This window comes from Streptomyces sp., assembly GCF_031178505.1.
GTDB classification, from domain to species: Bacteria; Actinomycetota; Actinomycetes; order Streptomycetales; family Streptomycetaceae; genus Streptomyces; species Streptomyces gulbargensis.
Genome location: NZ_JAPSIW010000163.1, coordinates 1 through 11,052 on the forward strand (window position 1 = coordinate 1; position 11,052 = coordinate 11,052).

At 71.1% G+C, this 11,052-nt stretch carries 10 protein-coding genes; 2 read left to right on the plus strand and 8 right to left on the minus strand.

The annotated features are described in order from the left end of the window. Positions 1-29 precede the first annotated feature (29 nt). The 3 genes from RIF68_RS13915 to RIF68_RS13925 all read right to left on the minus strand — a co-directional run bounded on the left by RIF68_RS13915 (position 30) and on the right by RIF68_RS13925 (position 2,942). Positions 30-605, minus strand: a complete 576-nt coding sequence (locus RIF68_RS13915) for a DUF6114 domain-containing protein (RefSeq protein WP_309051542.1) — start codon at positions 603-605, stop codon at positions 30-32. A gap of 103 nt (positions 606-708) precedes the next feature. Next, positions 709-1,386 carry a DUF6230 family protein gene (locus RIF68_RS13920; RefSeq protein WP_309051543.1) on the minus strand — a complete coding sequence of 226 codons (678 nt, stop codon included), beginning with the start codon at positions 1,384-1,386 and terminating at the stop codon, positions 709-711. A 590-nt stretch (positions 1,387-1,976) separates the two neighbouring features. Next, positions 1,977-2,942 (minus strand): tetratricopeptide repeat protein, encoded by a 966-nt coding sequence (locus RIF68_RS13925; protein ID WP_309051544.1) that lies wholly within the window; start codon positions 2,940-2,942, stop codon positions 1,977-1,979. A 317-nt stretch (positions 2,943-3,259) separates the two neighbouring features. Here RIF68_RS13925 and RIF68_RS13930 point away from each other — a divergent pair, with 317 nt between their 5' ends. Continuing rightward, positions 3,260-3,892 (plus strand): TetR/AcrR family transcriptional regulator, encoded by a 633-nt coding sequence (locus tag RIF68_RS13930; RefSeq protein WP_309051545.1) that lies wholly within the window; start codon positions 3,260-3,262, stop codon positions 3,890-3,892. A gap of 149 nt (positions 3,893-4,041) precedes the next feature. Here RIF68_RS13930 and RIF68_RS13935 read toward each other — a convergent pair whose 3' ends face one another. The 3 genes from RIF68_RS13935 to RIF68_RS13945 form a co-directional block, all read right to left on the minus strand. Then, on the minus strand, positions 4,042-5,742 hold the full coding sequence (locus RIF68_RS13935; RefSeq protein WP_309051546.1) for a methylmalonyl-CoA mutase family protein: 1,701 nt from the start codon (positions 5,740-5,742) through the stop codon (positions 4,042-4,044). Positions 5,743-5,817: 75 nt separating this feature from the next. Then, on the minus strand, positions 5,818-6,150 hold the full coding sequence (locus tag RIF68_RS13940; protein ID WP_309051547.1) for a DUF3817 domain-containing protein: 333 nt from the start codon (positions 6,148-6,150) through the stop codon (positions 5,818-5,820). A gap of 55 nt (positions 6,151-6,205) precedes the next feature. Further along, a complete protein-coding gene (locus tag RIF68_RS13945; protein ID WP_309051548.1) occupies positions 6,206-6,715 on the minus strand; it encodes a MarR family transcriptional regulator in 510 nt (169 codons plus the stop codon). A 218-nt stretch (positions 6,716-6,933) separates the two neighbouring features. On the opposite strand from RIF68_RS13945, the gene RIF68_RS13950 reads away from it, so the two are divergent. Continuing rightward, complete coding sequence (locus RIF68_RS13950) at positions 6,934-7,956, plus strand: glycoside hydrolase family 6 protein (protein ID WP_309051549.1); 1,023 nt, start codon at positions 6,934-6,936, stop codon at positions 7,954-7,956. A 24-nt stretch (positions 7,957-7,980) separates the two neighbouring features. Here RIF68_RS13950 and RIF68_RS13955 read toward each other — a convergent pair whose 3' ends face one another. Together RIF68_RS13955 and RIF68_RS13960 are read right to left on the minus strand one after the other, a co-directional pair. Further along, positions 7,981-9,942 carry a galactose oxidase-like domain-containing protein gene (locus tag RIF68_RS13955; RefSeq protein WP_309051550.1) on the minus strand — a complete coding sequence of 654 codons (1,962 nt, stop codon included), beginning with the start codon at positions 9,940-9,942 and terminating at the stop codon, positions 7,981-7,983. A gap of 3 nt (positions 9,943-9,945) precedes the next feature. After that, the coding region (locus tag RIF68_RS13960) for a glycosyltransferase family 2 protein (RefSeq protein WP_309051551.1) at positions 9,946-11,052 on the minus strand (1,107 nt) is incomplete at its 5' end.

Genomic DNA, 11,052 nt, shown 5'->3' on the forward strand with positions numbered 1-11,052 from the left:
GACCTTTCGCGAGCGCCGGCTGGGTCTCGTCACCCCGCACTGTTCCTCCCGCCGTTGGCGTCGATCGTCGTGTCGGTCACCGGCTGGCCGTACGCCTCGCGCTGCTCCGGGACACCGGCCGCCACCATGGCCTGGGTCCCGGTCCCGGACGCGTGGGCGGCCTCCGCGGAGGCCTCCGGCCGGCCGTCGTGCTCCGCGTCGGCGGACTCCTCGATCGGCGGGGCAGGGGCCCAGGCCACGGACATGCCGCCACCGATGAGGGCGAACAGGAACCCGATGACGAGACCGCCGAAGTTCGACACGGGAATGGAGACCAGCCCCAGGACGATCGTCGCGACACCCGCGAAGACCCGGACGATGGGCTGGTACCACATCGTCAGGCCGAGCGTGATGAGGAGGACGCCGATGATCAGCGCGCCGGATCCGGCGGTCGTCTTCATGGCGAGGGTGATGTTGCCGAGCCGCATGTCCCCGTAGGGGAGATAGGCGATCGGCACCCCGCCGATGATGGTGAACAGTCCCGCCCAGAAGGGCCGGGTCTGCCGCCAGACCTTGAACCGGTTCTCCTTGGGGACTTCGCGGGAAGCGGGGATCTCGGCGCTCATGGAAACAGCTCCCTGGAAGCGGTGTTGCTGAAGAAGGTGGGGAGTCGGGGGCGTGCCCCGGAACGGGTGCGGACCACCGGGCGGTCCGCACCCTCAGGACCGGTCAGTCCTGGAAGCACTCCTCGGAGGTGCCCCGGTGCAGGGACAGGCTCAGGTCGGGGAGCTTGAAGGTGGCGGCCGTGGTGGCCCACGCCTTCTGCCGGACGTTGGAGAGCGTCGCCTCCTCGGCGCGCTGGGCGAAGCCGTTCAGGTTCACGCGATCGGAGGGGGTGCCCGGCTGAATGCCCGGCTTGGTCTTGTCCCCTCCGTTGAGCGCACCGGCGGCGACACCGATGTCGATCTTCTTGAACTCGGCGTCCGTCTTGAGCATCGAGACATCGAGGTAGATGTCCTTGGCGTAGACACGGCGCTTCGGGTCCTTGTCGCCCTGCGTGCCGGCGGTCAGCTGGAGGGTGACGTCACCGACGAAGGGAACCTTCGGCGTCACGACCGACTGGCACATCTCGGTGATGTAGGCCTCGGAGAAACCGGAGACCGCGACGGGAGCCGCGAACGGCTTGCCGTGCAGGTCGTTGCCGGAGTCCACGCTGCCGTACTGAACGAAGTCGTAGCCCTGAAGGCTCTTGGCCTTGACCTTGAACTCCTGGCCGGAGATCGCGAACGACGCCGCCAGCGCACCCTGCGCCAGACCGACACCGATCGCTGCCGTCGCCGCCACGCTGGGCACCATCACGACGGCGAAACGCTTCCATCTGGTCCCGCCACGAACCTGGGACTTCATGAGAATCCTCCTTCTCGGACGTACATCTCCGGGCGGGCCGGGGCCCGTCCTGGGATGGGAGAAGTGCTACGTCCTCGGGAAGGAGAGCGCCGAGGCATCAGGCGGCGCGACGCGCGTCCGAATCACCGGCGATCACCCCCGAGCGACAACCACGGGCCGCGCGGTGCGCGCGACCTGATTGGACAGGCCCTGCCCGGTGGGAGCAGGAACCCCCCTGTCCACGACCGGCGCCCGGGGCGCCGGCCCGCCCGGTGGGGACCCTCTCCGCGGGCCCGGTGGGTGCCGGGGGGTGCGGTTCGGACCGAGCGTGGCCGATCGTGGTGCATTCGCGGGCGCCGCACAAGGGGGGTCGTTACTGACTAGTAACGGGTGGATAACCGGGCCATGGCAGGGCGGTACCGAACGGGTACGCAGGGTGGGGGCACGTCGCGCCCGATAGCGGAGGATTGCCGGGTGAATGCGGACAGAATCCCCTGTTTGATTTACTGCAAGTAACAGCGGCCCCGCATTACCAAGTTTTGGTAAAGCGGAGCCGCTGTCCGTCGCTCTGTCGCCAAATCGTCAAGCGATCCGGCCATGCCGGGTACGGCTCAGAAAAGGACGCGCGCGAGAGCCTGGCGGGCCGCCGTCACACGGGGGTCGTCGCCGCCGATGACCTCGAACAGCTCCAGGAGCCGCACCCGCGCCGCGTCCCGGTCCTCGCCCGCCGTGCGGCGGACCGTCTCGATCAGGCGGCCGAAGGCGTCCTGGACGTGACCGCCCACGAGGTCGAGGTCGGCCGCGGCGATCTGGGCGGCGACGTCGTCCGGCTTGTCGGCGGCGTTCTTGCGGACGGCCTGCGGGTCCAGGCCCTGCACGCGGCTCAGGAGCTCGGCCTGCGCGAGGCCCAGCTTGGCCTCGGGGTGGGCCGGGTCGTCGGCGAGCACGTTCTTGTACGCCTGGACGGCGCCGGCCAGGTCGCCCGCGTCGAGCGCGGACATGGCCGCCTCCAGCAGGCCGTCGTACGGGCCGGCGGGCCGCTGCGCGGGAGCGGCGCCGTCGGCGTCGCCGTCCACGGTGAGACCGGTGAGACCGAAGCGCTCCTCGCCGACCTGGATCAGCTGGTCGAGGGTCTGCCGGATCTGGGCCTCGGGCGCGGCGCCCTGGAACAGCGGCAGCGCCTGGCCGGCGACCACCGCGAAAACGGCCGGAATTCCCTGGATGCCGAACTGCTGCATCAGCATCTGGTTGGCGTCGACGTCGATCTTCGCGAGCAGGAAGCGGCCGTTGTACTCGACGGCGAGGCGCTCCAGGAGGGGGCCGAGCTGCTTGCACGGCTCACACCACTCGGCCCAGAAGTCGAGGACGACCGGGACCTCGGCGGAACGCTGGATGACCTCGTGCTCGAAGCCGGCCTCGTCGACGTCGATCACCAGGGCGGAGGGCGGGACCGCCGCGGAACCACCCTGCCGGGCGGCCTCGGCGCGCGCCTGCTCCGCCTTCGCCTTGGCCTCTCCGGCCGCCTTCACCGCGGCGAGGTCGACGACGCCGCTCATGGACATGTTTCGGGGCTGCATGGGTACATCCTCCCCCTTCCGCGCGCGTAACCGGTAAGCCATGGCTGAACCGTGCCGCCCGCCGTCTCCCGCCGGTGGTTCGAGACGCGCGGGCACTGGCACGGTTTGTCCTCTTCGGCGACCGGGTCCCCACCCGGCGCCTCGCACCGGGTCCCCACCCGGTGCCTTTCACTGGTTGTCGCTCAGGCCGCTCAATGCCTTTCGCTACGGGTCGTAGCGTAATGGCAGAGGGTGGGCCGGGGCGAGATCCGGACGGTGAACTGCCTCACATCGCCGCCCTCTGGCGCCGTACCTACCGGCGGGTATGGTCGACGTCCATGTGTAGCCGCACCAGCCCCCGCACCAGCCGTACCGGTCGCCCCCGCTCCACGGAGGCCGACGCGGCCATCCTGGAGGCGACCCGTGCCGCCCTGGTCGAGCTCGGCTGGTCGAAGCTCACCATGGGGGACGTCGCCACGCGCGCCGGGGTTGCCAAGACCACCCTCTACCGCCGGTGGGCCAACAAGAACGAGCTCGTCGTGGACGCGGTCGCCGTCCTCTTCGACGAACTCGAACTGCCCGATCTCGGTTCCCTGCGCGCCGACATCGAGTACGTGGTGCTCCAGTTCGCCGCCCTCCTCGAACGCCCCGAGACCAAGACCGCCCTCATGGCGGTGGTCGCCGAGTCCACCCGCGACGAGCCGCTGCGCGAACGCATCCGTTCCTCGATCGTCGAGCGCCAGAAGCGCCTGGTCCTGGACGGCCGCCGGCGGGCGCAGCTGCGCGGTGAACTCCCGGTCGACCGGGACCCGGTGACGGTGGAGGCGACCGACGGCCTCATCTTCGACGTGATCGCGGGCGCGGTGGTGCACCGCGCCCTGGTGAGCGCCGAGCCGGTGGACGGGGACTGGGTGGCGCGGCTCTCGGCGCTCCTGGTGGGAGGCCTGGGGGCGGTGGCCGCCGCTCCCTAGGGAGCCGGCCGGCCGGGGAGCCGCACGCCGCCGCGGAGGCGGCCGGCCGAAGGAGCGGCGCGGCGCGAAGCGGCCGTACGGCGTCCGGGTGCCGTACCGCGAAGGGGCGGTACGGGAGATCCCGTACCGCCCCTTCGGCCGGTGGCCGGTCAGAAGCCCGGGGGCTCCGTGTAGACGCCCCACTCGTCCCGCAGCGCGTCGCAGATCTCGCCGAGGGTGGCCTCGGCGCGTACGGCCTCCAGCATCGGGCCGATCATGTTCGAGCCGTCCCGGGCCGCCGCCAGCATGGCGTCGAGGGAGGCGCGCACCTTGGCGTCGTCACGGTGGGCCTTGCGCTCGGTGAGCGCGCGGACCTGCTCGCGCTCGACCTCGTGGCTGACCCGCAGGATCTCCAGGTCGCCGGTGACGGAGCCGTGGTGGACGTTGACGCCGACGACCCTCTTCTCGCCCTTCTCCAGCGCCTGCTGGTAGCGGAAGGCGGACTCGGCGATCTCCCCGGTGAACCAGCCGTCCTCGATGCCGCGGAGGATGCCGGAGGTCATCGGGCCGATGGGGTGCTGACCGTCCGGGTGGGCGCGGCGGCCGCGCTCCTTGATCTGGTCGAAGATCTTCTCGGCGTCGGCCTCGATCCGGTCGGTGAGCTGCTCGACGTACCACGAACCGCCCAGCGGGTCGGCCACGTTGGCGACGCCGGTCTCCTCCATGAGGACCTGCTGGGTGCGGAGCGCGATCTCGGCGGCCTGCTCGCTGGGGAGGGCGAGGGTCTCGTCGAGGGCGTTGGTGTGGAGCGAGTTGGTGCCGCCGAGGACCGCGGAGAGGGCCTCGACCGCGGTGCGCACGACGTTGTTGTACGGCTGCTGGGCGGTGAGGGAGACGCCGGCGGTCTGGGTGTGGAAGCGGAGCCACTGCGCCTTGTCGGTCTTCGCGCCGTAGACCTCCTTCATCCAGCGGGCCCAGATGCGGCGGGCGGCGCGGAACTTGGCGATCTCCTCGAAGAAGTCGAGGTGCGCGTCGAAGAAGAAGGAGAGGCCGGGGGCGAAGACGTCGACGTCCAGGCCGCGGGAGAGGCCGAGCTCCACGTAGCCGAAGCCGTCGGCGAGGGTGTAGGCGAGTTCCTGCGCGGCCGTCGCCCCGGCCTCGCGGATGTGGTAGCCGGAGACGGAGAGCGGCTTGTACGCGGGGATCTTCGCCGCGCAGTGCTCCATGAGGTCGCCGATGAGGCGCAGGTGGGGCTCGGGCTCGAACAGCCACTCCTTCTGCGCGATGTACTCCTTGAAGATGTCGGTCTGGAGCGTGCCGTTGAGGACGCCCGGGTCGACGCCCTGGCGCTCGGCGGCGACGAGGTACATGCAGAAGACGGGGACGGCCGGGCCGGAGATCGTCATCGAGGTGGTGACGTCGCCGAGCGGGATGTCCTTGAAGAGGACCTCCATGTCGGCGGCGGAGTCGATGGCGACGCCGCAGTGGCCGACCTCGCCGAGCGAGCGGGGGTCGTCGGAGTCGCGGCCCATGAGGGTGGGCATGTCGAAGGCGACCGAGAGGCCGCCGCCGCCCGCCGCGAGGATCATCTTGTAGCGCTCGTTGGTCTGCTCGGCGTTGCCGAAGCCGGCGAACTGGCGGATGGTCCAGGTCCGGCCGCGGTAGCCGGTGGGGTGCAGGCCGCGGGTGAAGGGGTACTCGCCGGGCCAGCCGATCCGCTCGAAGCCCTCGTACGTGTCCCCGGGCCGGGGGCCGTAGACGGGCTCGACCGGGTCCCCGGACAGCGTCGTGAAGTCGGCGTCGCGCTTGCGGGCCTTGTCGTAACGGGCCTGCCAGCGGCGGCGGCCCTCCTCGATCGCGTCAGCGTCCATACGATCGAATTTACTAGGACGTCCTAGTAAATGTCGATGGGCAACCGCCGCGCGCGCCGCGCGCGGCGGTGTGGATCACGCCTTGACGGGCTCCGCGGCGGTGTTCCGGACCAGCGGCAGGGTCTCCGCGACGATCTTGCGCTCGACGAAGAAGGCGGCGAAGGGGATCGTCCCCGACAGCAGCACCCACAGGAGCTTGCCGAACGGCCACTTCGCCTTGGAGCCCAGGTCAAAGGCGAAGATCAGGTACAGGATGTAGAGGACGCCGTGGAGCTGGGAGACCGCGAAGGTCACGTCCTCGCCCGTGTCGAAGCCGTACTTGGCCACCATGCACCCGCACAGGACGAGGAGCATGACGGCGGTCACGTAGGCCATGACGCGGTAGCGGGTCAGCACGCTGGATTTCATGAAGTCGAGCGTAACCGCCCCTTCCGGGCGATCTTCGGGAGGGCCCGGGGAGGGCTCAGGACTCCTCGAAGTCGTGCGCGGCCACGCGCAGCGGCCGGAGCATGGCGAAGATCTCGGCGCACTCCTCGGCGTCGTAGGCGCCGAGCCCGAAGTCCATGTCCATCAGGTCGCGGGTGGCGGCCTCGACGACCTCGCGGCCCTTCTCGGTGATGGAGGCGAGGGTGCCCCGGCCGTCGTTCGGGTTGGGCCGCTTGGCGACGAGGCCGGACCTCACGAGCCGGTCGACCGTGTTCGTCACGGAGGTGGGATGGACCATCAGCCGCTCGCCGATCTTCGACATGGGCAGCTCGCCCGCCTTGGAGAAGGTGAGCAGGACCAGGGCCTCGTACCGCGCGAAGGTCAGCCCGTACGGCTTGACGACGGCGTCGACCTCCGCGAGCAGGATCTGGTGGGCCCGCATGATCGAGGTGATCGCGGCCATCGAGGGGACCGGACCCCAGCGCTTCTGCCAGAGTTCGTCGGCGCGGGCGATGGGGTCGAAGGGGAGACTGAGCGGCTTCGGCACGCGTCGACCTTACCGACTGGTCATATGGCGGTCAGCCCCGTCTCGCCCTTCGGTCGCGGGGGGCCGCGCGGTGTCGCAACCGGAGAGTGACCGGCGACTATGCCACGATGACCCGGTATGTCACGGATTGTGACGCCTCGCCGCTCCGTTCGTGACGCGCTGTCCCCGTGCCCGTCCGGACCGTCCCGCACCGTCCCGTACCCGACCCTGGGGGCCGGATGTCCCGCCGCTCCGCCGTCACCGCCGCCGCCCTGGCGCTCGTCTCCGCGCTGCTGCTGCCCGGCTGCTCCCCCGGCGAGGAGCCCCGCCGGACACCCGTCGGGCCGCCGTCCGCCCCCGCGCGGTCGGCGGCGCCGGCGAGCGGCTCGCCGTTCTGGGTGGACCCGGAGAGCGACGCGGCCCGGCAGGTGCGGGCGTTCGAGGCGGAGGGCAGGAACGAGGACGCCCGGGTCCTGCGGCGGATCGCCGAACGGCCGGTGGCGGTGTGGCCGGCGGGTGACGACCCGGTGCCCGAGATCGCGCGGGCGGTGCGGGGCGCCGCGGCCGGGAACCGCACGGCCGTCTTCGTCGCGTACAACATCCCGCACCGCGACTGCGGGATGTACTCGGCGGGCGGCGCGCACGACGGGCAGGCCTACCGGGACTGGATCGACGCCTTCGCCTCCGCGATCGGCGACGCGCGGGCGATCGTCGTCCTGGAGCCGGACGCGGTGCCGCACGTGGTGGACGGCTGCACCCCGGCGCAGTACCACGACGAGCGGTACGGGCTGCTCGCGGACGCGATCGTACGGCTCAAGCGGCAGCCGGGCGTCCGGGTCTATCTGGACGCGGGCAACCCGGCCTGGATCGAGGATCCGGGCAAGCTGGTGGAGCCCCTGCGGCGGGCGGGGGTGGCCCGGGCCGACGGCTTCGCGCTCAACGTGTCGAACTTCCAGACGAACGAGGCGGTCCGGAGCTTCGGCGCGACCCTTTCGGGGCTCCTCGGGGGCCTCCACTTCACGGTGGACACGAGCAGGAACGGCGCGGGCCCCCTCCCGGGCGACCGGGCGGAGGCCTGGTGCAATCCGCCGGGCCGGTCGCTCGGCGTGCCGCCGACGGACCGGACCGGGGACGCGCTGATCGACGCCTACCTGTGGATCAAACGTCCCGGCGAGTCGGACGGTCAGTGCCGGGGCGGCCCGGCGGCCGGGACGTGGTGGCCGGACTACGCGCTGGGCCTGGCGCGGCGGGCGGTGTCCTGAACCGCCGGCCGTGCCCGCCCGGGCTCAGCCCACCTGGAGCCACTTCGCCTCGGACGGGGTGCCGTCCCGGTCGGTGACGAACAGCATGTACCAGCCGGGCGGGACGAGGGTGCGGTCGTCCGGGACGTCGACGGTGACCGAGACCCCGTCCCGCCCCTTGGTCAGGCCGAGCTCGACCGAGCGCTGCTCGACGTCGGTGGTGTGGGTGACGGCGCTCGGGCGCATCAGGCGGGCCTTGGCGATCCGGCCGGCGTCGCGGGTCCTGAAGGTGGCCCGGCCGTTGCGGTCGAGCTCCCTCGGGCCTTCCCCGAGGACGGGCCGGTCGGCGCCGGCCTTGTGCAGGTAGGGCGGGGTGAAGACCTCGATGCGCTGCTCGAAGGTGCCGAGCTTGGTGTTGTCCTTGTCGTCGAAGAGGGGGTCGGAGCCGAAGGTGGCGACCCGTCCGTCGGGCAGCAGCAGCGCCTCGGAGTGGTAGTTGCGGCCCACGGTCGGCTCGGCGGCCTCGCGGAAGGCGTTGGCCTTCGGGTCGTAGAACTGGGCCTTGAGGATGTCGCTGCCGCTGCGGCCCCGGTAGTCCTTCGAGCCGCCGGTGGTGAAGACGGTGTCGTCGGGCAGCAGGACGCTGCTGAGGTAGCGGGTGCCCTGCGGGAGGGCGGGGCCGTCCCGGAAGGCGGGGCTGTCCTTCGACAGGTCGATGATCGAGGTGCGGGCGGTGGACTTGGGCGACTCGCCGACCCCGCCGCCGCCGAGGACCATGACCTTCTGCTCCTGGGCGGGCGGCAGGATCAGGGAGGCGGAGGTCTCCAGCTGGTCGGGGTCGGTGAGGCCGGGCAGCCGCGTGAAGGCGTTCCTGCCGATGTCCCACAGGCCCGGCTCGCGGCCCTTGTCGGCGGGGCCGTAGCCGGCGTTGGAGCCGGTGTAGAGGAGCTTGCCGCCCTTGGTGAGGAAGAGGGAGGGGTAGGTGGGGAAGTACCGGAAGGGGCCCTTGGACCACTTCTTGGTGACGGGGTCGTAGATCTCGTTGTCGCCGGGGACGACGTCGCCCACGTCGTTGAGGCCGGAGACGGCGAGGACCTTGCCGTCCTGGAGGGTGACCAGGGTCGGGTACCAGCGGGCGTCCTTCATGGGGGCGACCGGGATGTACTTCTCGGCCCTGGGGTCGAACTCGTAGGCGGCCTTGATGCCCTGGAAGTCCTGCTTCTCGGTGGTGAGCTTCTGGGCGATGCCGTAGACGTTGTCGGCGTCCTCGCCCTTGAGCCCGACGATCTCGTACTGGGCGGCCTCGGTGGTGAGGGCCTGGGGGCCCTCCTTCCTGGCCTCGACGAAGACCCGGGCCTCGGCGGCGGTCACCTTGGTCCTCCAGGGCTTCATCTGCCCGCTCTCGAAGTACGAGATCTCGAAGTCGCGCTTGGCCTTCGGGACGGTGACGTCGGTGGTGGAGACGTACTCGACCCCGGACGGGGAGCGGAAGACGGTGCCCTTCTTCAGGGTCACGGCCTTGTCGGGGCTCTCGTTCTTCACCCGCATGCCGCCGCCGGCCCGCCGGACCTCGCCGTCGAGGACCTCGTAGCGGGCGGTCCCGCCGGCCACCAGGAGGCGGCCGTCGGGCAGCTGGGTGTGGCCGGAGCAGAAGAAGTCCTCGGGGGTGGGGATCTTCTTGAAGGTGTTCGTCGCCGGGTCCCACAGGACGGTCTCGAAGGTGCCGGCGTCGAAGTTCTTCTGGCTGTTGCCCGAGCCGGCGATGAGCAGCACCTTGCCGGTGTGCAGGAGGGCGGCGTGGATGGCGTTGACCCGGTACTCGCCGGGGACGTCGACCTGCGCCCAGGAGCCGTAGGCCTTCTTGTAGCCGGGCTGGGCGATCTTGTACGCGTGGTACTTCTCCTCGGCGAAGGAGACGGCCGCGGGGGCGTTGAGGGCCGCGAGGACCACGACGGCACCGCTGCCGAGCAGGGTCTTCTTGAATTTCTTCGACGGCCGGTAGGCCATGGATCAGTTCCCTCCGGTCGTCGTCGGCGCGGGCGCGGCCGACGCGGGCGGATGCGGGGGCAGCGGCGGTACGGGCATCACCTCGACGCCCTCGCGGGCGTGGACGCGCCCGCGGGCGCGGGCCCGGGCCCGGGCGTGCGCGCGGAGCCGGAGCAGGCGCCGCTCCCTCAGGGCCGTCCAGGCCCAGACGGTGACCGGGGCGAGGGCGATGACCAGGGCGAGCACCGCCCAGGTGCGCATGGCCGCGTGGGTGTGGTCGAAGTGGGCGGAGGCCGCGAGGGAGACGGCGAGGACCGCCGCCCAGAAGAGGTGGATGCGGAAGGTGAGAACGCGGTCGGGACTGGCCGCGCCGCCCTTGGGCGTGACGACGAAGCGGCCCCGGGTGCGCAGGACCGCCGAGCCGAGGGACTTGAGGTAGATGGGTGCGGAGAGCGCCGACATCACCATGCCGGCGAGGCCGCCGGAGCCCTCGGGTTCGTGCGGGGAGACGTTGTGGCGCCGGTTCCAGAGGTAGAGGCCGATCTGGAGGGCGACGGCGTCGCTGTAGATCATCATCCACACCTGGGAGGAGACCTGGGTGCCGGAGGCGCCGAGCCAGAGGTAGAGGACGCAACTGAGGATGCCGAGCAGCCAGTTGACGGCCGTCATGGGGTAGTAGACGACCATCAGGGTGTAGTTGAGGAAGCGGCCCGGCGGCATCCTGAAGGGCGCCTTCCAGTACTGCTTGAGGACCGTCTCGTAGGTGCCGCGGGACCAGCGCAGCTGCTGGGTGAAGAAGTCGGTCCAGGAGGCGGGGCCCTCGCCGACGGCGAGCACGTCGGGGGTGTAGACGGAGCGCCAGTAGCGGCCGGTGACGGGGTTCTTGGTGCGGTGCAGTTCGAAGCCGGTGGCCATGTCCTCGGTGATGGAGTCGTACAGGCCGCCGACCTGCTTGACGGCGGTGATCCGCACGACGTTGTTGGTGCCGACGAACATGGGGGCGTGGTAGCGGTTCCCGGCGCGCTGGATGAGCGCGTGGAAGAGGAACTGCTGTGACTCGGCGGCCTTGGTGACGGCGCCGGTGTAGTTGCCGTACACCTGCGGGCCGACGACGAAGGCGACGTCCGGGTC

What these genes read in the sequence shown, in the direction of transcription:
- RIF68_RS13935 (WP_309051546.1), bottom strand. Translation starts at nt 5,742, where the DNA reads ATGGACGCTGACGCGATCGAGGAGGGCCGCCGCCGCTGGCAGGCCCGT.
- RIF68_RS13940 (WP_309051547.1), bottom strand. Translation starts at nt 6,150, where the DNA reads ATGAAATCCAGCGTGCTGACCCGCTACCGCGTCATGGCCTACGTGACC.
- RIF68_RS13915 (WP_309051542.1), bottom strand. Translation starts at nt 605, where the DNA reads ATGAGCGCCGAGATCCCCGCTTCCCGCGAAGTCCCCAAGGAGAACCGG.
- RIF68_RS13955 (WP_309051550.1), bottom strand. Translation starts at nt 9,942, where the DNA reads ATGGCCTACCGGCCGTCGAAGAAATTCAAGAAGACCCTGCTCGGCAGC.
- RIF68_RS13920 (WP_309051543.1), bottom strand. Translation starts at nt 1,386, where the DNA reads ATGAAGTCCCAGGTTCGTGGCGGGACCAGATGGAAGCGTTTCGCCGTC.
- RIF68_RS13930 (WP_309051545.1), top strand. Translation starts at nt 3,260, where the DNA reads ATGTGTAGCCGCACCAGCCCCCGCACCAGCCGTACCGGTCGCCCCCGC.
- RIF68_RS13950 (WP_309051549.1), top strand. Translation starts at nt 6,934, where the DNA reads ATGTCCCGCCGCTCCGCCGTCACCGCCGCCGCCCTGGCGCTCGTCTCC.
- RIF68_RS13925 (WP_309051544.1), bottom strand. Translation starts at nt 2,942, where the DNA reads ATGCAGCCCCGAAACATGTCCATGAGCGGCGTCGTCGACCTCGCCGCG.